This is a genomic window from Pseudomaricurvus sp. ABR4_320 (assembly GCF_056159445.1).
Genome location: NZ_JBSWVF010000004.1, coordinates 94,521 through 118,812 on the forward strand (window position 1 = coordinate 94,521; position 24,292 = coordinate 118,812).

Annotated in this window: 21 protein-coding genes; 19 read left to right on the forward strand and 2 right to left on the reverse strand. The window is 51.5% G+C overall.

The genetic code is table 11. The annotated features are described in order from the left end of the window. The first annotated feature begins 38 nt into the window (after positions 1–38). From ACXAFR_RS09460 to der, 10 genes are all read left to right on the forward strand, one after another. The gene (locus ACXAFR_RS09460) at positions 39–443 is read left to right on the forward strand and encodes a SufE family protein (RefSeq protein WP_475176013.1); all 405 of its coding nucleotides are present in this window, start codon (positions 39–41) and stop codon (positions 441–443) included. 201 nt (positions 444–644) lie between these two features. Continuing rightward, a complete protein-coding gene (gene ndk, locus ACXAFR_RS09465; RefSeq protein ID WP_475176014.1) occupies positions 645–1,070 on the forward strand; it encodes a nucleoside-diphosphate kinase in 426 nt (141 codons plus the stop codon). Between the two features lie 35 nt (positions 1,071–1,105). Next, positions 1,106–2,248 carry a dual-specificity RNA methyltransferase RlmN gene (gene rlmN / locus ACXAFR_RS09470; RefSeq protein ID WP_475176017.1) on the forward strand — a complete coding sequence of 381 codons (1,143 nt, stop codon included), beginning with the start codon at positions 1,106–1,108 and terminating at the stop codon, positions 2,246–2,248. A 101-nt stretch (positions 2,249–2,349) separates the two neighbouring features. Next, positions 2,350–3,114 (forward strand): type IV pilus biogenesis/stability protein PilW, encoded by a 765-nt coding sequence (pilW, locus tag ACXAFR_RS09475; RefSeq protein ID WP_475176019.1) that lies wholly within the window; start codon positions 2,350–2,352, stop codon positions 3,112–3,114. Continuing rightward, positions 3,111–4,013 (forward strand): helix-turn-helix domain-containing protein, encoded by a 903-nt coding sequence (locus ACXAFR_RS09480; protein ID WP_475176021.1) that lies wholly within the window; start codon positions 3,111–3,113, stop codon positions 4,011–4,013. The genes pilW and ACXAFR_RS09480 overlap by 4 nt, the downstream gene beginning before the upstream one ends. A 21-nt stretch (positions 4,014–4,034) precedes the next feature. Further along, positions 4,035–5,147, forward strand: a complete 1,113-nt coding sequence (gene ispG, locus ACXAFR_RS09485; protein ID WP_475176022.1) for a flavodoxin-dependent (E)-4-hydroxy-3-methylbut-2-enyl-diphosphate synthase — start codon at positions 4,035–4,037, stop codon at positions 5,145–5,147. Positions 5,148–5,172: 25 nt separating this feature from the next. Next, positions 5,173–6,453 carry a histidine--tRNA ligase gene (gene hisS, locus ACXAFR_RS09490; RefSeq protein ID WP_475176024.1) on the forward strand — a complete coding sequence of 427 codons (1,281 nt, stop codon included), beginning with the start codon at positions 5,173–5,175 and terminating at the stop codon, positions 6,451–6,453. 52 nt (positions 6,454–6,505) lie between these two features. Beyond that, the gene (locus ACXAFR_RS09495; RefSeq protein ID WP_475176026.1) at positions 6,506–7,210 is read left to right on the forward strand and encodes a YfgM family protein; all 705 of its coding nucleotides are present in this window, start codon (positions 6,506–6,508) and stop codon (positions 7,208–7,210) included. Beyond that, positions 7,207–8,358, forward strand: coding sequence for an outer membrane protein assembly factor BamB (bamB, locus tag ACXAFR_RS09500; protein WP_475176028.1), 1,152 nt, complete (start codon positions 7,207–7,209; stop codon positions 8,356–8,358). The genes ACXAFR_RS09495 and bamB overlap by 4 nt, the downstream gene beginning before the upstream one ends. A 161-nt stretch (positions 8,359–8,519) precedes the next feature. Next, positions 8,520–9,941 carry a ribosome biogenesis GTPase Der gene (der, locus tag ACXAFR_RS09505; RefSeq protein ID WP_475176029.1) on the forward strand — a complete coding sequence of 474 codons (1,422 nt, stop codon included), beginning with the start codon at positions 8,520–8,522 and terminating at the stop codon, positions 9,939–9,941. A gap of 24 nt (positions 9,942–9,965) precedes the next feature. On the opposite strand, the gene ACXAFR_RS09510 is transcribed toward der, so the two are convergent. Then, a complete protein-coding gene (locus ACXAFR_RS09510; RefSeq protein ID WP_475176031.1) occupies positions 9,966–11,300 on the reverse strand; it encodes an acetyl-CoA hydrolase/transferase family protein in 1,335 nt (444 codons plus the stop codon). A gap of 372 nt (positions 11,301–11,672) precedes the next feature. On the opposite strand from ACXAFR_RS09510, the gene pstS reads away from it, so the two are divergent. The 6 genes from pstS (at position 11,673) to ACXAFR_RS09540 (ending at position 17,175) form a co-directional block, all read left to right on the forward strand. Beyond that, entirely contained in the window at positions 11,673–12,719 is a 1,047-nt protein-coding gene (gene pstS / locus ACXAFR_RS09515; protein ID WP_475176033.1) for a phosphate ABC transporter substrate-binding protein PstS, read from the forward strand. Positions 12,720–12,802: 83 nt separating this feature from the next. Beyond that, positions 12,803–13,780, forward strand: coding sequence for a phosphate ABC transporter permease subunit PstC (gene pstC / locus ACXAFR_RS09520; protein ID WP_475176035.1), 978 nt, complete (start codon positions 12,803–12,805; stop codon positions 13,778–13,780). Then, positions 13,777–14,676 (forward strand): phosphate ABC transporter permease PstA, encoded by a 900-nt coding sequence (pstA, locus tag ACXAFR_RS09525; protein ID WP_475176037.1) that lies wholly within the window; start codon positions 13,777–13,779, stop codon positions 14,674–14,676. Before pstC ends, pstA begins: the two co-directional genes overlap by 4 nt. Before the next feature lie 18 nt (positions 14,677–14,694). Then, positions 14,695–15,513 (forward strand): phosphate ABC transporter ATP-binding protein PstB, encoded by an 819-nt coding sequence (gene pstB / locus ACXAFR_RS09530; protein ID WP_475176040.1) that lies wholly within the window; start codon positions 14,695–14,697, stop codon positions 15,511–15,513. Positions 15,514–15,698: 185 nt separating this feature from the next. Then, the gene (locus tag ACXAFR_RS09535; protein ID WP_475176041.1) at positions 15,699–16,481 is read left to right on the forward strand and encodes a Fic family protein; all 783 of its coding nucleotides are present in this window, start codon (positions 15,699–15,701) and stop codon (positions 16,479–16,481) included. A gap of 421 nt (positions 16,482–16,902) precedes the next feature. Then, positions 16,903–17,175 (forward strand): GNAT family N-acetyltransferase, encoded by a 273-nt coding sequence (locus ACXAFR_RS09540; protein WP_475176043.1) that lies wholly within the window; start codon positions 16,903–16,905, stop codon positions 17,173–17,175. Between the two features lie 93 nt (positions 17,176–17,268). On the opposite strand, the gene acnA is transcribed toward ACXAFR_RS09540, so the two are convergent. Beyond that, a complete protein-coding gene (gene acnA, locus ACXAFR_RS09545) occupies positions 17,269–19,998 on the reverse strand; it encodes an aconitate hydratase AcnA (protein ID WP_475176044.1) in 2,730 nt (909 codons plus the stop codon). A 473-nt stretch (positions 19,999–20,471) separates the two neighbouring features. Here acnA and ACXAFR_RS09550 point away from each other — a divergent pair, with 473 nt between their 5' ends. The 3 genes from ACXAFR_RS09550 (at position 20,472) to panP (ending at position 24,245) form a co-directional block, all read left to right on the forward strand. Continuing rightward, entirely contained in the window at positions 20,472–20,810 is a 339-nt protein-coding gene (locus ACXAFR_RS09550; RefSeq protein ID WP_475176046.1) for a hypothetical protein, read from the forward strand. 187 nt (positions 20,811–20,997) lie between these two features. Beyond that, positions 20,998–22,341 (forward strand): MFS transporter, encoded by a 1,344-nt coding sequence (locus ACXAFR_RS09555; RefSeq protein ID WP_475176048.1) that lies wholly within the window; start codon positions 20,998–21,000, stop codon positions 22,339–22,341. 209 nt (positions 22,342–22,550) lie between these two features. Continuing rightward, positions 22,551–24,245, forward strand: a complete 1,695-nt coding sequence (panP, locus tag ACXAFR_RS09560; RefSeq protein WP_475176049.1) for a pyridoxal-dependent aspartate 1-decarboxylase PanP — start codon at positions 22,551–22,553, stop codon at positions 24,243–24,245. Positions 24,246–24,292 lie beyond the last annotated feature (47 nt).

The following is a 24,292-nucleotide window of genomic DNA, read 5'->3' on the forward strand; positions in this document are numbered from 1 at the left end:
AGGCGGACCCGTTCACTAATTTTCCCTAAGGACGTTGCATGAATTTACCTACCCCCGATGAGATCATTGACGATCTGTCGTTTTTTGACGATTGGGAGCAGAAATACAGCTTTATCATTGATCTGGGGAAGGGGCTGCCTACGCTACCTGAAGATCGGCGCACGCCAGAAAGTCTGGTTAAAGGTTGTCAGAGCAACGTCTGGCTTCACTCTCGCCAAGAGAGTGATCGCCTTTGTTTCGATGTTGATAGTGATGCCATTATTGTTCGGGGGCTGCTCGCGTTAGTCATGTCTGCCTATAACGATAAACCGCCTGCTTCCATCAGGGAGTTTGATATTGATGGCTATTTTAAGGCTTTGGATTTAGAGCGGCATCTTAGCCCGACCCGTGGCAATGGATTGCGGGCGATTGTTGCGCGAATTCGCGCCCAAGCTGGCGCCTGATCATCGAATTTGTCGTCTGGGCAAGCGAAAACCCGCTTTTGGCTGTAGGACCCTTCGATACGTATTAAATCCTGGGGAATCTGCGTATAATCCGCGGCTTTGCCGCCCATGGATTGGTGACGCATAGTGATGCCCGTTGGGCTCCGGCACCACCGGTTCATTTCGGAAATCACACTCGATAATTTGTTTTTGGAGACTCCTATGGCTGTCGAGCAGACTTTGTCCATCATTAAACCCGATGCTGTTGCCAAGAATGCGATTGGTAACATCGTTGCCCGCTTTGAAGGTGCAGGATTAAAAGTTGTTGCCATGAAAATGCTGCAATTGGACCGCGAACTGGCTGGCGGTTTTTATGCTGAGCACAAAGAGCGCCCATTTTTTGAAGATCTGGTTGCCTTCATGACGTCCGGTCCGGTGATTGTTCAGGTTCTGGAAGGGGAAAACGCTATCGCAGCCAACCGCGATTTGATGGGTGCGACCAACCCGAAAGAAGCTCAGCCAGGTACAATCCGTGCGGATTTTGCCAGCAGCATCGAAGCTAACGCCGTGCACGGATCGGATTCTCCTCAATCTGCTGAGCGTGAAGTGGCCTATTTCTTCAAAGCGGAAGAAATTTGCTCTCGTTAATGATCCTTATTATTTGATGTAGCGAGTTGTACGCTATGAATGACTCTACCCCCAGTATCCATCCAGACAAAGTCAATCTATTGAATTTGTCCCGGACTGGCATGGTGGAATTCTTTGAATCTATCGGTGAAAAGAAATTCCGCGCGGTGCAGGTTCTCAAATGGATTCACCAGATGGGGGTAGATGACTTTGATGAGATGACCAATATCAGCAAAGCCCTGCGCGAAAAGCTCAAGGAGATTGCTGAAATCCGTGCTCCGGAGGTCATCCAGCAATTTGATTCCGCTGATGGCACGCGTAAGTTCCTTATTCGTATCACTGGTGGAAGTGCCGTAGAGACGGTACTTATTCCCGACAAAGACAGAGGTACTTTGTGTGTCTCGTCTCAAGTCGGCTGCTCTCTCGATTGCAGTTTTTGTGCGACCGGAAAGCAGGGCTTTCAACGCGACCTGACTCTGGCAGAGATCATCGGCCAGGTTTGGGTAGCCGCGAAATCCTACGGTCAGTTCGGTGAAAAGCGCCCGAGAATTATTACGAATGTGGTGATGATGGGCATGGGAGAGCCGTTGATGAATTTTGATAACGTCGTCAACGCCCTGAATTTAATGATGGACGACAATTGTTATGGGCTCTCGAAGCGGCGCGTGACATTGAGCACATCTGGCTTGGTGCCGGCTTTGGATCGCCTGGGGCAGTATACCGATGCTTGTTTGGCGATATCTCTGCATGCACCAAATGACAAGCTGCGAGACGAGCTGGTTCCTATCAACCGCAAGTATCCTATCGCTCAGTTGCTGGATTCCGCACAGCGTTATATTGACGGTCTGCCGGATAAACGTCGTAAAATCACCATCGAATACACGTTGATTGATCAAGTCAACGATCGCCCTCATCACGCTCAAGAACTGGCTCGATTACTGCGAGATGTGCCGGTTAAAATAAATTTGATTCCCTTTAATCCCTTTTCTCTGTCAAATTATCGTCGGGTCAGTAACAATGCATTACGACGTTTTCAAGATATTCTGATTCAAGAGGGGTTCACCACTACGGTTCGTACCACCCGGGGTGATGATATAGACGCCGCCTGTGGTCAGCTGGCGGGGCAGGTCAATGATAAAACCCAGCGTAGTCGTCGCTACCAAAAAGCCGCTGAAGAGGCGGTCAGGGTCATAAATTAGGGATAAACCTTTGCAAAAAGCCGGTAATTTCGCAAAAATTGCCCGGTGCACTTTTGACGATTGGTTATACTGATAAGAGTTAACCTGTCGGAGTGTCGAGAATGCGATTGAGACAATGGCGTCCAGCCGTTGCCGGAGTTCTTATAGTTTTGTTGAGCGGGTGTGTTACTACGACCAGTTCGCCTCGACAGGCCGTGGATCTCGAAAAAGCCGAAGAAACGCATATTCAAGCGGGTTTGGGGTATCTTCGCCAGAAGGACAAAGATTCAGCCCGGCGCCACTTTCAAAAAGCCCTGGATATCGATTCTCGTTCCGCAGGAGCCTGCAACGGGATGGCATTGGTTTACCAGGCGGAAAGTGACTTGGATAAAGCTGAAGAGTATTTTCAGCGGGCTGTGAGATACGATGCATCGTTTTCCTTGGCTCGCAACAACTATGCGGCGATGCTGTACTCACAGGGGCGCTTCAGTGAAGCTGCCAAGCAGTTGCGGGTAGTCGCAGATGATTACGATTACGAAAGACGTGAACTGGCCCTCTTGAACCTGGGGCGCACTGAGCTAAAATTGGGCGATTTTTCTGCAGCAGAAGAAGCGTTGAAACAAGCGGTTGGAATCAATCCCCGCCTTGGGATTGCTCACCTTGAACTTGCCGATTTGTATTTTCAGCAGGAAAAGTACACTCTATCCCGTAGCAGCTTAGCTCGCTACAGTAAGGTCGCAAGGCATAGTGCCCGAAGTTTATGGTTGGGTATTCGCCTGGAGCGCCATTTTGGTGACAGCGACAAGGAGGCAAGCTACGAGCTTGCGTTAAGAAACCTGCACCCTAACTCGGCGGAGTATCGCGAATACAAAAAGAGTATGGAATGATACAAACTGACCAAGAGCTACAGCAGCCAGTTGCTCCCGTTCGGGTTGAGGTGACTCCGGGGGTGCAGTTGCGTCGCGCCCGCGAAGCCCAGTCTCTCTCGAAGGGAGAGATTGCCCGTGGCTTGTGCATCACCGAATATTTGGTGACAGCTCTTGAGAAGGATCAGTACGAGAAATTACGAGGTGATACCTTCATCATCGGCTATCTCCGCAATTACGCGATACGAGTCGGTTTGCCGCCGGAACAATTGCTGTCCGATTATCGCGCTTATCGTCAGCAACTCGAGGAGACTCTTGAGCAGGTACGCCGTCCGGCTGTGGAGTCGGAATCCCCCGAAGATGACGATGAGAGCTTGCCCGTTTGGCGCCAGTTAATACGTTTCTGTGGTGTTAAGCTGTGTGTGCTGTTAGCCGTTTTATGTTGGGTTATTGTTTATTTTTATCTACAGGACGGCGGCTCCAGCGCGCCTGGTCCTACCAGTGAATCTTCTCAAGTTCAGCAGGCTGATGCGCTTGCTTTGCCCGTTGCCTCCGCCGGAATGAGCGTCGCCAACAATGTCATAGAGCGGCGTAGCCCTCTGCCTGGACGAGGTGAAGCTGCCAAACCCGTTGTGACAGCCGCGGGGATTACCCTCGATGTACTGCAAATTAGCTTCACGGATGAATCCTGGGTAGAGATAACCGACGCTAAAGGCGATATACTGGCGACCGATCTCTACCAGCAGGGTGATCAGGTAACCGTTCATGGTCGGAGTCCATTCTCGGTGACTCTGGGTAATCCTTCCTCCGCACATCTGGCCGTCAACGGCAATCTCCTTGATTATCAAGGTCCGGAGCGGCAAGGCCCTGTCCACACTGTAATTGGTATGAGTTGGGAAAACGCGACCAACCAACCTTAGAAGTTTCAGGACACCACAATTATGCACAACGATTGCCCGATCGAGCGACGTCGCTCGCGTCAGATTATGGTCGGCAATGTCCCCGTGGGTGGCGATGCCCCCATTTCTGTCCAGAGCATGACAAATACGGAAACCACCGACGTTGCCGCCACGGTTGCCCAAATTAAACGTATTCAGGATGCTGGGGCGGATATCGTACGGGTTTCTGTGCCCTCTCTGGAGGCCGCTGAAGCGTTTGGACAAATCCGTAAACTGGTCACCGTACCTCTGGTGGCTGACATTCATTTTGATTATCGAATTGCCTTGCGGGTAGCGGACCTGGGAGTCGATTGCCTGCGCATCAATCCAGGTAACATCGGACGCGAAAAGCGCATTCGAGCGGTAGTCGACAAAGCTAGAGATCTCAATATCCCAATTCGAATCGGGGTTAATGCTGGCTCTCTTGAGAAAGACATACAAAAGAAATACGGCGAACCGACACCGACTGCCTTGGTGGAGTCCGCGTTGCGACATGTCGCCATTTTGGATGAACTTGACTTCCAGAATTTTAAAGTGAGCGTCAAGGCATCGAATGTATTTATGGCTGTCGACGCCTACCGCTTGCTCGCCAAAGAGATTGAGCAGCCGTTGCATCTCGGAATCACCGAAGCCGGTGGACTGCGGGCGGGCACGGTAAAATCTGCTGTTGGCCTCGGTGCGTTGTTACTGGATGGTATCGGCGATACCGTACGTATTTCTCTGGCCGCCGATCCGGTCGAAGAGGTGCGAGTGGCCTGGGATCTGTTGAAAAGTCTGCGCTTGCGCAATAAAGGGATTAACTTTATCGCCTGCCCAAGCTGTTCGCGGCAGAATTTCGATGTCATTAAAACCATGAATGAGCTGGAGCAGCGCCTGGAAGATATTACCGTTCCAATGGATGTTGCGGTCATCGGCTGCGTCGTCAACGGTCCGGGTGAAGCTAAAGAGGCCGACTTGGGGCTGGCCGGGGGTACGCCGAATAACTTGGTTTACATCGACGGTGAACCTAATCAAAAGCTCAAAGCTGAGACGCTGATCGACGATCTTGAGCGTTTGATTCGCGACAAGGCTGAGCAAAAATCCCGCGCAGAAAACGATATAATTGCGCGCGCATAGGATTTTGATTCCTGGGAACATTTCTGTGAAAAAACTGCAAGCAATCCGCGGCATGAACGATCTTCTGCCGACGGAATCTCCTTATTGGCAATACCTTGAGCGCAAGGTTGGGCAATTATTGCTCAGCTACGGCTATCGAGAGATTCGTTTTCCTCTACTGGAGCCGACCGAGCTCTTTGTTCGCTCCATCGGAGAAGTCACCGATGTTGTTGAGAAGGAAATGTATACCTTTGACGATCGTAATGGCGACAGTCTGACATTGCGACCGGAAGGTACGGCTTCCTGTGTGCGGGCAAGTGAAGAGCATGGTTTGCTCTACAATCAAACCCAGCGCCTCTGGTACATGGGGCCCATGTTCCGCTACGAGCGACCACAAAAAGGCCGGTTGCGCCAGTTTCACCAGATTGGTGTTGAAACCTTTGGAATGACTGGACCGGACATCGACGCTGAGCTGTTGTTGCTATCCGCGCGCTTATGGAAAGAGCTTGGCGTGGCCGATGCCGTTACTCTGCAGCTCAATACCATTGGTTCCACGGCGGCGAGAGCAACCTACCGGCAGGCCTTGATTGACTATCTGGAAGGGTTTGTTGATCAGCTTGATGAGGACAGTCAGCGCCGATTGCACACGAACCCTCTGCGTATTCTCGACAGTAAAAATCCAGAAACTCAAGCGTTGTTAGCAAATGCACCGGCCTTGCACGACTACCTCGATGACGAATCACGCGAGCACTTTGATGGCCTTACAGGGATCCTCGATGCAGCCGGGATTGCTTATGAGATCAATCCCCGCCTGGTTCGAGGTCTGGATTACTACAGTAAAACGGTCTTCGAGTGGGTGACGGATCGTCTTGGCGCCCAGGGTACCGTTTGTGCGGGAGGTCGCTACGATGGTTTGGTTGAGCACCTTGGGGGTAAATCGACGCCGGCGGTTGGGTTCGCTATGGGCATCGAACGCTTGGTTTTGCTGCTGAAGGAACTGGATGTGCTTCCATCGGGTCTTAACCGCTCAACGGACGTTTATATGTTAACTGCTGGCGGCGATAGCGTTGCAGCCTTGCAGCTCACAGAGAAGATTCGCTCGGCGTTACCGAATTTGCGGTTGGTCAATCATGCTGGTGGTGGCAATTTTAAAAAGCAGATGAAAAAAGCGGACGCAAGTGGTGCCAGTGTGGCGCTGATTCAAGGGGAAGACGAAATCGCGTCAAACCGCGTATCTGTTAAGTTTCTGCGCGAAGAGCGGCCTCAGGAAAGTCTGGATTGGGATGCTCTGTTAGCGGTTTTGCAAACCTATTGCGAAGCTCCGTAGTGGGCGCTGAGCCCGTTATAGATCAACAACACGAATCTTGTTAGGAGAGACTGTGTCTGTACATTTAAGTGAAGAAGAACAGCTGGAAAGCCTGAAACGTTGGTGGGCGACCTATGGCACCATGGTGGCTGTTCTTGTGGTTTTGGCTATTGCCGGATTTTTTGGTTGGGAGTTCTGGAAGGGGCAGAAGCGCCAGTCCGCAGAGCAGGCGTCAGCGCTTTATGGTCAGATAATACAGCTGATTGAAAAAGCGCCACAAGAAGGGCTGAGCGATGATCAGAAGGCAACGCTGACACATCTGTCAGGCCAATTGCAGGAGCAATTCACGAATAATCTCTATGCCATTCAATCGGCCTTCTATCAAGCGAAGGTCGCGGCCGACGCCGGTGATTTAGATCAGGCGGCGCAGCATCTTACTTGGGTGGTTGATCAAAATGGCGACTCGGACATGGCCCTTCTGGCTCGAGTACGCTTGGCGCGTGTGCGATTGGCCCAAGGGCAGAACGATGCTGTTCTGGATCTTGCTAAAAATAGCGACAATTCGAGCTTTGCTGCTTCTATGGCGGAACTGCGTGGCGATGCCTTGCTGGCCCTGGGGCGAGAGAAAGACGCTCGCGCAGCCTACAGCTTAGCGCTGGACAGCCTCTTGCCGGCAGAATCGCAGCGCCGACCGCTGCTGGAAATGAAGCTGGACGATTTACAGGCGCCCACCGCCGAGGCGGGTGCTACCGATGCAACGACGAGTGAAAATTCATGAAGTGGCGATTGACCCTGGCGTTGGCTTTGACTGTTGGCGGCATGCTGAGTGGCTGTTCCTCAACCGATGACGCCGATATCGAACCTGTTGAGTTGGTGGATTTTGAGCCGACGGCCAAGGTAGAGCGGTTATGGTCGACGTCTGTCGGCGATGGCGCAGGAGACTTTTTTACATTGTTGCCCATGGCCTCCAATGACGAGTTGCTGTTCGTGGTGGATATTCATGGGTATTTAGCCGCCATTGATCGTGAGACCGGCAAGAAACGTTGGGCCCAAAAACTGCGGACTGAAATTGCCAGTGGTGTGGGTAGTGCGCGAGGTGTGGTTTATGTTGGCACCACGGGCGGTGAAGTCATTGCTCTTCAAGCCGAAGATGGCGAGGAGCTTTGGCGTTCTCAGTTAAGCAGTGAAATTTTGTCGCCACCGCAGAGCAATGGTAGCGAAGTGGTTGTCCAGACCCAGGACGGCAAGTTGTTTGCGCTCAATGCGAAGGATGGGGTCGAAATTTGGCATCAGGACACCAGCCTGCCAGCGTTGACGTTGCGTGGTACATCGACACCCGTCGTCACTGATACCTCCGTTTACTCCGGGTTTGAGACGGGCAAAATTCTGGCGATCGATATTAAGGACGGTACCTTGCAGTGGGAGCAGCGTGTGGCTTTCCCTCAGGGGCGTTCTGAATTGGAGCGAGTTGTCGACATCAACGGGGCACCTCTGTTGGTCGGTGATATCCTCTATTCGGGGAGCTATCAAGGGCGTCTGCTGGCACTCAATCGAGGTACTGGCCGTCCACTATGGAATCAGAAGGCCAGCACTTACAACAATTTGGGAGCAGCCCTGGGGCGGGTTTTTATGAGTTCCGCTAACTCGGAAGTCAAAGCATTTGACGCTTATAGCGGTGAGCTGCAGTGGACCAACGATCAAATGCTACGCCGCAAAATCAGTGCTCCGACCACCTTCTCCCGCTATGTTGCCGTTGGTGACCTCGACGGATACGTTCATATTATGACTCAATCGGATGGTCAGTTCGTCGCCCGTCGCAAGGTGGACGGCGACGGTGTTCGCTCGCCGATGCTGGGCCTGGGCGACGTCCTTTACGTCTATGGCAATAGCGGCGAAGTTGAAGCCCTGCGCATCCAGGAAGATTGATTCTCCCCTCACAAGCAGCGGATTGACTGCGGCACTGGCCGCAGTCGCTGCCAAGCGCTATAGTTGGCGGTTTTTCAGGCGGGGCTAGAAATTAGCCTCAAAACCGGTAATTTTCCGCCTTCAGCGGTGAATCTGCCTCTTTAGACGCGTAAAGACCTCCTATGATACCTGTAGTCGCCCTGGTGGGACGCCCCAATGTGGGCAAGTCCACTTTATTTAACCGTTTGACCCGTAGTCGTGACGCATTGGTTGCTGACTTTTCCGGATTGACGCGAGATCGTAAATACGGCGAAGCAGATCTGCACGGGCGGCGTGTGCTACTCATCGATACAGGCGGTATCACCGGAGAAGATGAGGGCTTGGATGCGGCTATGGCCAATCAGTCCATCAAGGCCGCGGAAGAGGCCGACGTCGTCCTTTTCATGCTCGACTGCAAAGCCGGCCTAACCTCTGTTGATGCGACTCTGGCGCAACAACTGCGCACCATGGGAAAGCCCTTGCTGGTGGTCGCCAATAAGGTTGATGGTCAGAATTTTGATATGGCGATCGCGCCGTTTTTTGAACTGGGAATGGGTGACGTTCACCCGGTGACGGCCAGTCAGGGGCGAGGTGTCCGCCAGCTGACAGAAGCTATCGTCGAATATTTGCCCATAGAAGAGGCTGCTGCCGAAGAGTCCGAAGATGCGAATAAACGAGGTATTAAAATCGCGATCGTCGGTCGGCCCAATGTCGGTAAATCGACGTTGGTCAATCGCTTGCTGGGTGAAGACCGGGTGGTCGTTTACGATATGCCGGGAACCACACGTGACAGCGTTTATATCGACTATGAGCGAGACGGGAACCCCTATACGCTGATTGATACAGCCGGTGTCCGCCGTCGCAAAAACATCCGACTGGCCGTTGAGAAGTTCTCCATCGTAAAAACTCTGCAAGCCATTGATGACGCCAATGTGGTGATCGCTGTTATGGATGCGCAGGAGGGATTGGTCGAACAGGATCTGCATTTGATGGGGCAGGTCATCGATAGCGGTCGAGCCCTTGTGATTGCGGTCAACAAGTGGGATGGCCTGGAAACGGAGCAGCGCGATGCGATCAAGCGCGAACTGGAGCGCCGTTTGAGATTTATCGATTTTGCCGACGTTCATTTTATCTCCGCACTTCACGGCAGTGGAGTAGGGAATTTATATGAGTCGATTGAGCAGGCTTATCAGGCTGCGACCGATCAATTGGGCACCAGCCGCTTAACACGGATTTTGGAAGAGGCGGTTACCGTGCATCAGCCTCCGATGGTCAATGGTCGTCGCATCAAGTTGCGCTACGCTCACTCTGGTGGACACAACCCACCAATCATTGTGATTCACGGCAATCAAACCGATAAAGTACCCAATCACTATGTGCGTTATTTGGAGAAAACCTTTCGGCGTGCGCTGGAACTTCACGGCACGCCCGTAAAGATTCGATTCAAAACGTCTGATAACCCCTTTGAAGGGCGCAAGAACGCTCTTACCCAGCGTCAGGTGCAAAAGAAGCAGCGTTTGGCGCGTCATTTTCAAAAGCAGAAAAACGATCGCAAAAAACGCTGAGCGAATCTGTCTTTATCCCGCTCGTTAAAACACCATTTGATGGGCTTGGCGTTGTAACTCTTCTCGAAAATCCGGGTGTGCGATGGCGATCAACGCCTGAGCCCGCTCCGGCAATGAAAGCCCCTTCAAGTTAGCACAGCCGTATTCGGTCACCACAAAATGAGTATCCATGCGGGTGTCTGTCACAACACTGCCGACCAAGCGCGGAACGATGCGGCTGATGGTGCCTTTTTTGGCGGTGGAATGCATGGCGATAAACGAGCGGCCATTGCGAGAGGCAAAGGCGCCTCGGACAAAGTCCAGTTGGCCGCCAGTGCCAGAGAATATACTGCCGTTAACATATTCCGCGTTAATCTGGCCGGCCAGATCAACCTCAATCGCAGCGTTCACTGACACCATGTTGTCATTTTTCCGGATAACGCTTGGATTATTCACCGTATCCGCAGGAAGGCCGATAATGGCAGGATTATCGTTCATAAAGTCAAACATGGCCCGATCACCCAGGGCCAGCGTGTAGACATGTTTGTGAGGCATCAAGGTTTTGCGTTTGCCATTGATGACTCCCGCGGCTACCAGTTTCGCCATCGAAGGGGTAAAAAGCTCGGAGTGAAGACCGAGATCCGTATGATTGGTCAACATACTGGCGACTGCATTGGGGACCCCACCAACGCCGAGCTGTAAGGTGTCTCCGTCACAGATGCGCTCGGCGATATGGGCGGCAATCTGTTGGTCAATGTCAGAAATGGGTTTGTCGGCGATTTCGTGCAGAGGTCGATCACACTCGACGATATGATCCACTTCCGAAAAATGAACCGAACATTCCCCAAAGGTTCTCGGCATATTGGGATTCACTTCGAGAATCACTTTCTTCGCTTTGCGAACGACGGTCGCGCCATAATCGGCATTGGTGCCCAGGCTAAAATAACCATGCTTATCCATCGGCGAGACGGTGGCCATAAAACAATCGGGAGTAACCCTCTCCGACAGCAGGCGACCTACCTGGTGAAAGGTTGACGGAACGTATTGCATCCACTGAGGAAAGCGTTGAAAAACCTCCCGGTCATAGGCGCTGAGGAAGAGGGGACGGGGATTCACCTTCTCGTGAATGTTCTCCTGCAAAAGCAGATCTCGCAGCGCTTCATTCCCATGCATGTAGTAAATGTTGAAGGGCTTCACTTCAAGAGTTGGCAGAATTCGAGCCATGCTTTGCAGGAGAAGCTCTGGCATAGCAACTCCCATGGCAAGAATCATATTGCTGATCTCTCCCAGTTCCCGTATCACTTTTTCTGGCTCGGTCAATTTGGCGTTATAAGCTTCTAGCGCCCGTTGATCTACTTCACTGGGATTGACGTTAAACATCGTTGCAACTCCTGTGGTCTGTTCCCTGTTAAAACCTGTCTTTGCAGAAATTAATGTCGACTCAAACTGCGCGTGAAAAGACGGCGCGAAAGAGTATAACGGCTTTTATTTCAAGTGTATGGCGTTGGCACAGTAAGTCACAAATATCTCTTGGCGCCTGTCATTCTTAGCCGAATCGGATTGAACTCAAGCGACACTGTCATTGTTCTGTCATATAAAGTACGTCTAATGGTTGGACAAATTTTGGATGTACTGCTACCTCGTCTTAAAGAAAATCAGACTACGGATTTTTACCTAAAGGAATAGTCTTGGGCGTGGCCTGTACGTTCTTTCATTGGCATCTATTAATGCAAGTTCAACGGGAGATTAAACGTGAAGTTTTCCAGCCTGGTTAAGCCATTGTTGGTCGCGGGAATTGTTATGGGGGTGCAAGTGCCAGTGGCATCTGCCGATACCAAATTGCAGGGTTCTGGCGCCAGCTTTCCATTTCCACTGTACTCCAAGTGGTTTCGTGACTATAGCAAGGAAAGCGATGACGTACGTGTCGATTACCAAGCCAAGGGTAGTGGCGCAGGTATTCGCGATTTCACCAATCAGGTCGTCGATTTTGCTGGCAGCGACGCTGCCATGAACGATGATGAAATTGCGGAGACCAAGAAGGGTGTTGTATTACTGCCGATCACTGCTGGCGAAGTCGTGTTGACCTATAACCTCGACGGTGTTGATGAGCTTAAACTTCCCCGTGATGTGTACCCTGAGATTTTCTCCGGAGAGATCACTCAGTGGAACGATCCTAAGATCGCTGAAGCCAATCCAGGTGTTGATCTGCCAGAAGCGAAAATCAACGTTGTCGTTCGGTCTGACTCCTCCGGTACCACTTACGTTTACACCGGTCACCTCTCTAACATCAGCACCGATTTCAAAGATCAGATTGGTCAGGGTAAAGCGCCTCAGTGGCCTAATAGCTTCGTGAAATCACCCAAAAACGATGGTGTCACAGCGACTGTTAAACAGACGCCTGGATCTATTGGTTACATCGAGTACGGCTACGCCAAACTGACGGGTATGCCAACAGCGATATTAGAGAATAAGTCCGGAAACTTTGTTTCTGCCGGTGCAGAATCTGGAGCTGCAGCATTGGCCAGTGCAGAGTTTCCTTCTGGCAACCTGCCTGATTCAAAGATTCCCGATTTGCGCGCTTGGGTATTCGACCCTGCTGGTGAAGATGCCTATCCCATCGCGTCTTTCACTTGGTTGATGTTCCCAGAAGATATGGGTAAGAAAAAAGCAGCCGCAGCTAAGGATCTGGTTGAATACTGTTTGACCGAAGGTCAGAAAAGTGCCGACAGCCTGGGCTACATTCCTCTGCCTGAGAACGTTATCGCTACTGTTCGTGAAGTCGCTAAAAACATTAACTAAGTTGATAGCAGCATAATCTACGGAAAACTCCGGGGCGGTTAGCCAACAACTGCCCCGGCAATGAGTAAAAAACGGGTAACTTCATGTCCGATAACCCCTTTGCACAGCAGTCGTCTTCAGGCTCTGTATCTGCTCCGCCGAGTGCCTTTGATTACCGTTCGGATGCGATATTCCGGGCGATATGTTACAGCGCGGCACTGCTTGTTATCGTTCTCCTGGTTTATATTTTGTTCGAAATTGGAGAAAAGGCTGCGCCCGCCATGGCGGAGCATGGCCTCGGTTTTATTACCGGGACGACCTGGGATGGGGTCCGCAATGAGTTTGGCGTTTTGCCTGAGATTTGGGGAACCCTCTACAGCTCACTGCTTGCACTAATCATCGGTGGGACACTGGGCGTTACCATTGCTATTTTTCTGACTCAGGATTTTATTCCTCCAGCCGTCGCCGTCGTTTTCCGTACGATCGTCGAGCTATTAGCGGCTATTCCATCGGTGGTGTTTGGCTTGTGGGGCATCTATGTCTTAATCCCACTTTTGCGACCGGTTGCGCACTCACTGCACGAGAATTTTGGCTTTATCCCTCTCTTCGGAACCGAACTGAGCGGCCCGGGTATGGCGCCAGCTGCTCTGGTACTGGCGATTATGATATTGCCAACCGTCGCGGCAATATCTGTCGATGCCCTCAGACGAATTCCCTACAAGCTCAAAGAGGCGGTTTACGGAATGGGGACCACTCGCTGGGAGGCCATTTTAAAAGTGATGCTGCCGACTGCTTCATCCGGAATTCTCGCTGCGTTAGTTTTAGCCTTTGGTCGAGCGCTTGGTGAGACGATGGCGCTGGCTATGCTCATCGGAAACAGTAATCAGATCAGTATGTCTCTGTTCGCTCCCGCCGATACGTTGGCTTCGCTCCTGGCATCTAATTTCCCCGAGGCGAGTCAAATTGAAATTCAAGCGTTGATGTACGCAGCCATGGTGTTATTAGTGATCACCTTCCTGGTGAATGTCGTTGGTTACACCGTCCAGCAGATCACGATGCGAAAGTTTGAGGGCAAAAAATGAAACAGGCATCGGAAGTTGGCATGGAAGGTCTGGAGCGTCTAGGTGAACTCCCTCATCTGCAGAGGGATCTTTTTGAACGCAGAGCTTTCACAAATTTGTTTTTGACAGGTTTAGCTTGGTTTGCCGCTATCTTGGGTAGCATCCCATTACTATCGGTGATTTACATGCTGATCGTGGAAGGCGGTGTGCGGCTCAATTGGGAAACCTTGACGGCGCTTCCCCCAGCCGGCTTCGACATGGGAGGCGGATTTGGAAATGCGATTCTGGGTACGTTGGTTATGGTCTTGATCGCGTCAGTGATCGCCATTCCGTTTGGGTTGCTGGCCGCGATCTATTTAGCGGTGGTAGCACCCAATGGGCGTCTATCCAGTGCATCGCGGTTCGTTGCGAAAACCTTGACGGGATTTCCTTCGATTTTAGCCGGTGTGTTTACCTACGCAGTGCTGGTTGTTAATTTCGGTTACTCCGCATTGGCAGGGGGGATTGCTCTTGCTGTACTGATGTTGCCAACAATCGTTTTGGCCGCTGAAGAAGCCTTGCGGCAAGTGCCCCAAAAAATGACCGATGCCGCTTATGGAATGGGCTGCACTCGTACTCAGGTGATTTTAAAGATCGTATTGCCGACAGGATTGCCGGGTGTTTTGACCGGCGTGATGCTAGCGATTGCCGGTGCCGCAGGAGAATCTGCGCCACTGCTGTTTACCGCGCTCTTTTCCAATTATTATATGGAAGAGCTGATGGAACCAACGGCTTCGCTATCAATCCTAATTTACAACTTCTCGGCAATGCCCTTTGAGAACCAAATTGAACTGGCCTGGGCAGCGTCGCTAACGCTGGTATTGATTGTACTGGTGTTCAATATTCTGGCCCGAATTCTCGGCCGACCAAAGTTTTGATTTTCGGGGGAAATGCTGATGAAAGCAGCTACCAATTCGTTTGAAGCCAGTCAGGACGCGCAAACCAACGCCGTTATCGACTGCCGCCTGAACAAAGTCTATTACGGTGATTTTCTCGCCGTTCGCGACAGTAATGTCCCCATTGAGAAGGGTAAAATTACCGGCTTTATCGGACCTTCCGGATGCGGTAAGAGTACAGTGTTGAGATCTCTGAACCGGATGAACGATCTGATTCCCAGTTTTCGTTTTGAGGGGCAGGTGACTTATCACGGAAGTGACATTTATGCCAAAAACGTGGATCCCGTACTGGTACGACGGTACATCGGAATGGTGTTCCAACAGCCAAACCCGTTCTCGATGAGCATCTATGACAATATTGCTTTCGGCTTACGACTTAACCGCTTTAAGGGCGATGTTGAAGAGCGTGTTCAAAAAGCTCTGGAGCGAGCGGCGCTCTGGAAAGAGGTTAAAGACAAACTGAAATCCAGCGGCCTAAGTCTCTCCGGTGGGCAGCAGCAGCGTTTGTGTATCGCTCGCGCGATCGCCACAGAACCGGATGTTCTTCTGATGGATGAGCCATGTTCTGCGCTCGACCCTATTGCGACCCGTCAGGTCGAGGAACTGATGCTCGAGTTGAAGGACAACTACACCGTAGCTCTTGTGACTCACAATATGCAACAGGCGACACGAGTCGCCGATACCACCGCGTTTTTCGGCGTTGATATTTCTGGTGGTGGACGTACTGGGCATTTGGTCGAGATGGGACCTACTGACCAAATATTTAACAATCCGCAACAGGATTTGACCAAACAGTACGTGTCTGGAGAATTCAGCTAAAGAGCTTTTTTCGTTGGGGGTTGTCCTCGTTGCAGGCGCCCGATTGCTCATTAGATGGAAATAGGGCGGCATTTGACCGCCCTTTTTTGTTGCGGGCTGAGGATTTCCTGGAGGATACTGTCGGAGTTGCCATACTAAGCGTTGTTATCAGACAGTAAAAACCACACTCTACAGGGCGGGGCACTATGGCGTTCAACGTTGAAAAACGTTCCAATTTGTCATTGCCGGAGCAGCAATCTAACCGAGAGACACCGGTGGATGTTCATGCGACCGATGCTCAACCTGCCCACGAAAACCCGACAGGCTTGCATCGCCCTATCGTTCGCCTCAACTTGGCCGCGATAGAGCGCGATTTAAATCTTCTGCGGGAAGGGTTTCAAGATATTAATCGTCAGTTGGATGAGCCCAGGGCGCCATTAAACGCTCAAATTATTGAGAACTTGATGGCGGGCTATCAATTTATCGATCGAGAGAATTCTGTCGGGACAGATCTGTTGGCGAGAGGCAATTCATCCCATATTCTTGAGTTAAATACGCTGGTTTTATTTGGTACTTCAACCCAAGCTCGGGAAGAGGCGAATGACGCCATCGATTACAGCCGCGAACACTTTTACGGCCCTCCTGGCGAAGGGATAGAGCGATTGATGGAATGGCTGGATATGCACAGCCATTTTGATGCCTGGAATTTGGCTGCGGGTATCTACATATTCGTAGTGAGTCAACCACAGCTCTTTGTTGAAGGGAATCATCGAACGGGGGCTTTGTTAATGAGCTTTCTATTGTTGAAAGAGGGGCTGCCACCCTTTGTATTAAGACGTGATAATGCGCTCACCCATCTTCAGCCATCCAGCCTAGCCAAAACCAACCATAAAGACAGTCTGCGTTCGATATTGTTGCTGCCTAGAATTCGTCGGCGTCTCGCTCGTGAACTGGCATCATCCAGTCGAAGGGAATATCTACTGGATTAGATGTTTTCAGTTCGTCGCTCTGATTTTCTGGCGCCTGCTTGCCTGTCAGTTTTGTGACGTTTGCTCAAATCAGGCGGGTGGTTTCGCTAATAAGTGACAAAAAAATGTCACTGCGATTTGGGGAATGTGATGCAGTTTTTATATTCCTTATTTGTTTTGTGGGAACTTCTATTTCGGCGAATTTTTCATCTAATCTTAAGATAAGTCTCAGCGATTTATTGTCTTACCCAGTGCAGTCGAAGGTCATTTCAAAAACTTTCGCCTTGGGCGAGAAGCCCATTGTCCTAGAGTCTACGGTTTCGTTAATGATCTGTCCGTCAAATACGCTGACGCGCTATGGAATAGGCGTGATCTATGCAACGTGTTTGGGGCTATGACTATTATCGGTGGTGTAACTGACATTTTCTGATGTGGAGTATGAATGATGAGCGGGGTGGTTCATCAACCAGAGCAGCATTGCTTTACCCTCAATTTAAACGGCCAACTCGGTAAACTGGAATACCATTTTGTTGGCGATCAAACGGTGGAGTTTACGTCGACCCATATTCCATACCGATTGCGAGGTCAGGGGCATGGTAGAGATTTGGCGCAGGCAGGTTTGCAGTGGGCTCAGAGCAGCGGGTATTCGGTTAATAGCCGCTGCACCTACATCGACAAAATTCTTCAGGAATCTGCTCTGGCGGAACAAGGCTGAGTGAGACAAAACAGGGCAGATCGATTGACGTCTGCCCCTGTGATGATTTATTCGCGTCTCCAAGCTTGTTCGCTGTCGAGTCGTCCGCAGTGTTTATTTTTGTGCGGCGAGGTTGCGTAGAACGTACTGCAAAATACCGCCATGTCGGTAGTAGTCCCATTCCGCGGGAGTATCAATTCTCACTTTGGCCGTGAACGTTTTGGTTTCACCCGCGCTATTGGTTGCTGTCACCGATATCGTTTCCGGCTCTTCATCGACAGAATCGAACGAGAAGGTTTCCTCGCCGGATAATCCTAACGTTTCCACAGATTCGCCATCCACAAACTGCAGCGGTAGTACGCCGAACTGGACCAGATTTGAGCGGTGGATGCGCTCGAAGCTCTCCGCAATCACAACCTGGACGCCTAGAAGTTTCGTGCCTTTCGCCGCCCAGTCGCGGCTGGAGCCCGTTCCATATTCTTTACCGGCAAGGACGACCAGCGGAATGTGATCTTTGGCATAGGTCATCGCAGCATCGTAGATGCTCATCACCTTATCTCCAGGGAGGAGTCGCGTATACCCACCTTCTGTTCCTGGAGCCAACTGATTTCGCAAGCGGGTGTTGGCGAAGGTGCCGCGCATCATGACTTCGTGGTTGCCTCGTCGTGAACCGAGACTGTTGAAGTCTTTCGGCTCAACGTCTTGTGATTGCAGGTATTGCCCCGCAGGGCTGTCGGGCTTGATGGCTCCGGCCGGAGAAATATGGTCGGTGGTGATGGAGTCGCCAACTTTCACCAGACAGCGGGCATCGGTAACCGCTTGTAGTGCGCTAGGCTCGCTGGTCATCCCATCAAAGTAGGGCGGGTTGTTAATGTAGGTTGATGCTGGCCAGTTGTAGGTTTGGCCTTCTTCGACAGGAAGCTGTTGCCAGGCGTCGGTTCCTTGAAAGACATCCGCATACCGTTCTTTGTACAAGGGGGCAGATATCGCCTTCGCTACCAATTCATTGATTTCCGACTGGCTAGGCCACAGATCTTTAAGATAGATGGCATCGCCCTCGCCATTGACACCTATAGGGTCCTTAAACACATCAATCAACATAGAGCCGGCCAATGCATAGAGAACGACCAGCGGCGGTGATGCTAGATAATTCGATTTGACCTCTTGGTGTATGCGGCCTTCAAAGTTGCGGTTTCCAGAAAGAACTGAGCAGACGTTCAAGTCGCCAGCATTAATTTCTTCGCTGACTTCCTCGGGCAGGGGCCCGCTATTACCGATACACGTGGTGCAACCGAATCCTACGACATCAAAACCAAGTTTTTCCAGAGGCTCAAGCAAGCCCGCGTTAGTCAAGTAGCCGGGAACAACCTGAGAACCTGGCGCCAGTGACGTTTTTACCCAAGGTTTGGTCGTCAACCCCAGTTCAGTGGCTTTACGAGCCACCAGACCTGCGGCGATCATCACGGCGGGATTGGATGTATTGGTGCAGGAGGTGATTGCGGCAATAACAACGTCACCATTGCGCAGTGGGCGCTCGTCTGGTGTGGCGTCGTAGGGCGTCTGTATATCTTCTTTATCGGAATCGGCACCGATGGCGGTATGTCCTCCCTCACCGGCAAATCTGTCTACGGAGTCTTCGCTAATCGGCGTGCCCATCAACTCCATATGTTCTCGGTAGGCCGAGTGTGCTTGCTGCAGAGGGATTCGGTCCTGGGGCCGTTTAGGGCCGGCGATACTGGGAACAACGTCGCTTAAGTCGAGTTCAAGATGATCAGAGTAGTCTGCCTCAGCGCCACCATCCTCGCGCCACAGGCCTTGGTGACGGGCGTAGGCTTCAATCATTTGAATGTGCTTTTCGTCACGACCGCTTAAATGCAGATAGCGCACGGTTTCCTGATCGATCGGAAATATTCCGCAGGTGGCCCCGTATTCGGGCGCCATATTGGCAATGGTGGCTCGGTCTGCCAGTGGCAGGTTGGAGAGTCCGTCACCATAGAATTCGACAAACTTACCAACTACGCCCCTTGCCCGTAGAATTTCGGTGACAGTCAGTACTAAGTCTGTCGCCGTGGTGCCTTCTTGCAAGCTACCTCTGAGTTTGAAACCGACCACTTGAGGTAACAGCATGCTGACGGGTTGACCTAGCATGCCAGCTTCGGCCTCGATACCTCCGACACCCCAGCCCAAGACTCCCAAGCCGTTGATCATGGTTGTGTGGGAGTCGGTTCCAACAAGTGTGTCGGGATACAGTAGCTGCCCCGAATGAGTCTCTCGCTGGGTGACAACGTCTGCCAAATATTCCAGATTCACCTGATGCACGATACCCGTGCCAGGGGGAACTACGCGAAAGTTCTGAAAGGCTTTTTGACCCCAACGCAAAAACCGGTAGCGCTCGTAGTTGCGTTCAAATTCGATATCCGTGTTTTGTCGCATGGCGTCGGGGGTGCCGAAATGGTCAACCATAACAGAGTGGTCGATGACCAAGTCGACAGGTTCTAGCGGATTAATTTGGTCCGCGTCGCCGCCCAATTTGACGATCGCATCCCGCATGGCTGCCAAGTCGACAATGGCGGGCACACCGGTAAAGTCCTGAAGGACTACCCGTGCCGGTGTGAAGTTAACGGTTGCTGTTGGTATTGCTTCTGGCTGCCACTGGCAGATCGCATCGATGTCAGCCTGAGTAACCTGACGTCCATCCTCTTTTCTGAGCTGGTTTTCGAGAAGTATTTTCAGGCTGTAGGGCAGGCGGTCGAGATTTACGTTGGGAAGTTTGTTGAGATCGTAAATGGTGTAGGAATTATCACCGATTTTCAGAATGCTCTGTGTCTGATAGCTGTCAGTCATTGACTCCTCTCCTGCTATGCTTGCGTTTGCGACCCTCTCGGGTCATCACGGTAGGCAAGCGATGGTATTTAACCCTCTATAAGCAAAACGAATTCCAGCTGGTGAACGTCAGGAAATTCAAGCCTTTAGCTTTTTTGAGCGGCCAATGCACTTATAAACACTGTGGAAATTTCAAAAGTTTGTAATTTCTACGGGAAGAACTCGAGACTCCGAGCGGGCTATCTGTCAGCAGTTCGCCTAAGCCGTTGATTGTCGGATGAAGGTGAGGTGGTGGTCATTCTGGCGCTTATATTGCATTAATTCTTCTAAGCAGAATGTCTGGATATGCGCTTAGCGTCTAAAGCTTTTTGATTTTTGCCGTGCGATACGCGTCGAATGTGTGACTTAAAAATGACTAAAGTCAGAGATATTTCCCAGACAGATTCTGTGTCATCACTAATGTACAAGATAGATAAAGCAGGTATATGAAACCTATGAAACAGGAGAAAGCGATTTTCCAAAAAAATGATACGCAACTGTCTGAGTTGTCGGGCAGTTCCCTGTCGACTGCCGCTGGCAAACATTGCGGACGAGAGAAATTCTCTGGTATGTGTTATATCAGCGAAACGCCAGTGCAGCTCGATTCTTTACGCTCTGCGCTAACGCATATGAACGTTGATGAGGCGCAGATTACCGTCAAGCAAAAATCGGCCGCAGGTGCACGCGCGAAAATTTGTGTCGATGTGGATCCAGAACGACAATCGGCGTTGTCGCAGTTTGTGCATTTGGCATTTCCTTCTATGCGGCCATTGGAGCAGTGTCCTGCCCGCTAGTTTGCAAAAACTTGGCTGCATAGGAATAGAGAATGGGCATCGCTGCAGGTCACTTAGATCTCTGTATGTCACTTGGAGAGCTGCTCGATAGCTTGAGAGTTTTTTGATTTGTTTGTGTGTCGATATAGAACGCCTGTGAAAATGGAAGATAGGTGCGATCGGAAAGTTTGATAGGGACACGGTCAGTATGAAAGATGTAGGAAGTTCGTCGGCGGCGGATGCTCTTCACCAAAAGCCTGCACTCGGTGAGATTTACGAACGCTTGGTTGGCGATGACGATGCCCGAGTTTGCAAAGGCATTTCAGAGCAAGCGTGTCAGGTGGTTCCTGGAAATTTTGTCCTCACGCTGACGTCGACGTTACTGACAAAAATTGGCGATGCCTTTATTGATGCGAAAACCATCTTGCCCTGGCTAATGAGTGCCATGGGGGCTCCGGCGGCGTTGATTGGATTATTGGTGCCCATCAGAGAGTCTGGCTCGCTTCTGCCGCAGGCATTTATTGCTGCTCCAATCCGCCATCTAGCCGTGCGCAAATGGGCTTGGGTCGTCGGCTGTGTCCTACAAGCCGTTTTCGTTATCGCAATGGCTCTGATCGCTGTCTCGCTTGATGGCGCTACAGGAGGCGTTGCCCTAATTACTGCACTGGTTGGCTTTAGTTTGGCGAGGGGGCTCTGCTCCATCGCATCGAAAGATGTTCTCGGTAAAACCATCCCCAAAACCCGTCGTGGTATTGTCACAGGCTATAGTGCGTCAGCTGCTGGTTTAGTAACCTTGATTGCCGGATCCTTGGTGGCTTTTTCTGAAATGGGGCCAGAAGGGAACAAGCACCTTGTGTTCCTCTGGCTGCTGGGTTTAGGTGCCCTGATGTGGTTGCTCGCCGCAGTCACTTTCGCGTTTGTGCGGGAATATCCCGGCGCGACAGAAGGTGGGGGTAGCCTTCTCTCTGGCGGTGTTAAACAGTTTCGAATGTTGTTTGAGGATAGAGCATTTCGCACGTTGATTGTTGTGCGTTCGCTGTTGTTGTCGTCGGCCTTGTCGGCGCCTTACTACGTCGCCCTGGCGCAGGATCATTCTGACAGTTCTGCATTGCTCGGTTTGTTCGTTATTGCCACCGGGGCAGCAGGGTTGCTGAGTGGGCCGTTTTGGGGAAGATTGGCTGACGTTTCCAGTCGCAAAGTACTGCTGATCACGGCGTTGATGACGGGGGCTTCAGGTGTCGCCGTCGCTGTTCTGGATATGGTTTGGGCTAATGCGCCGGGATGGTTATTTGTGGTGGCGTTCTTTGTCCTTGCTATCACGCACAATGGTGTGCGGCTTGGGCGCAAAACCTATGTGGTCGACTTGGCCCAAGGAAATAAGCGCACAGCCTACGTCGCCATAGGTAATACCTTTATCGGCTTTCTGCTGTTGCTCTGCGGTGGTTTGGGGGCTTTGACCGCCATTGTTCCCGTCGCCGTGTTGCTTTTGGTTCTGGCAATAGCGGCATTTCTGGCAGCGGCCTATGCAACCAAGCTGCCTGAGATCGAGTAGTCCTTCGTTCTATAAAGATTTGACGCCAATGTTGACGTTTTTGGGCGTTTTCTCGGCAGAAGGTCGCGTCAAATCTGGTCTTTTTTTGAGCTATCCCATAGGCTGTGTTCAGCTGTCGACGTTTTCGCGGTAAACTCGCGCCTTTCGTCCGTATACGATAGACGGGTACGGAGACAGCTGGGAGGCGCTTTTTACATGGGGTGCAGCGCATGACGGACAATTCTGGGCCGGTCACCATCGAATCCTTTGCAGATACGGCAGGTCTGGATTATCAGGCCCATGCCAATATGCAGAGCCTGTACCGCATATTTACCATCCCTGAGTCTAGCGGTGCGACGCTCGCGAAGATCGATGCGGCGATCTCCAGTAATCTCGACGGTTTCCTCCAGGAGCATATCGTCGCACTGGAAAAGGATCTGCAAGAGATCGAAACCGCTTTTAGCTCGGCTGACATCCCGGACCAACCGTTTTACGTTTCGGCCTACACAGATTTTATTCTCAAGCACCTTGTGGCTCATTCTGTCCACACGTCATCGCCGGGATTTATCGGCCATATGACGTCCGCCTTGCCGTATTTCATGCTCCCGCTGTCAAAAATTGTGACTGCGTTGAATCAAAACCTGGTTAAGGTAGAGACCTCTAAGGCGTTTACACCCCTGGAGCGACAAGTGTTGGGCATGCTGCACAACCTGATTTACGACGAGCAGCCGGCGTTTTATCGGCGCTGGCTGCACGACTCCGAAAATGCGCTGGGTGCATTTTGTTCTGGCGGTACGGTGGCGAATATTACGGCGCTCTGGGCTGCACGCAATCGTCTTTTGGGTGAATCTCAGGTTGCCCGCAAAGGTCTGTTCGGTGCTCTACAAGCGTCCGGGCTGAAAGGGCTCGCCATTTTGGTTTCACGACGTGGGCACTATTCACTTGCGAAAGCGGTCGATCTTTTGGGAATCGGCCGGGATAACCTTCACGCGATCGATACGGATGCCAATTATCGCGTCAGTGTCGCCAATATGCGGGTGAAAGCCCAGCAGCTGCAGAAAGAAGGATATGGCATTCTCAGTATCGTGGGCATCGCTGGCGCAACCGAAACCGGCAGTGTTGATCCATTGAATGAACTGGCGGATCTGGCGGCAGAGTGCGGCGCCCATTTTCATGTAGATGCAGCCTGGGGTGGCGCCACTTTATTTTCTGACCGTTATGGCAAACGCCTCAGTGGTATTGAACGGGCCGATTCCGTTACCGTCGATGCACATAAACAATTTTATGTGCCGATGGGGGCTGGCATGGTGATGTTCAAAGATCCTCAATTACTGTCGAGTATCGAACACCATGCGGAATATATTATCCGTAAAGGTTCTAAGGACCTGGGCAGCCACACCCTTGAAGGATCCCGCCCGGGTATGGCGTTGCTCGTTCATGCGGGATTGAACATTATTGGTCGGCGAGGCTATGAGCTGCTGATCGATATGGGGATTGAAAAAGCCAGTTATTTCGCCAGGTTGATCGACGACCACCCAGACTTTGAACTGGTGGTGAAGCCGGAGCTGAATATCCTTGGTTATCGCTATGTTCCCTCGGGGATTCAGGAGCGGCTTCGTAACGCTGTTCCCGAGGAGCAGTCCGCCATCAATCGGTTGCTGGATGTTGTCATAAGGCGTTTGCAAAAGGGGCAAAGAGCAGCCGGAAATACATTCGTATCTCGCACACGAGTGGACGCTCCAGCCTATGGTGGCGACGTTATTACCGTTTTTCGTGTTGTGCTGGCGAATCCCTTGACCACGCGCGAGACGCTTCGGGCTGTGCTGACTGAACAGCAATCGCTGGCGAGTATGGGCAAGTCAAAGACCATTCTAGAGGCTCTGTTGACGGAGGAGGCGCCAAGGCGCAAAGTCAGAGTCGGATAAGGGATGACTCTGACCTAAGCGACTGCTGAGACAGGGGTTTTTTTGCT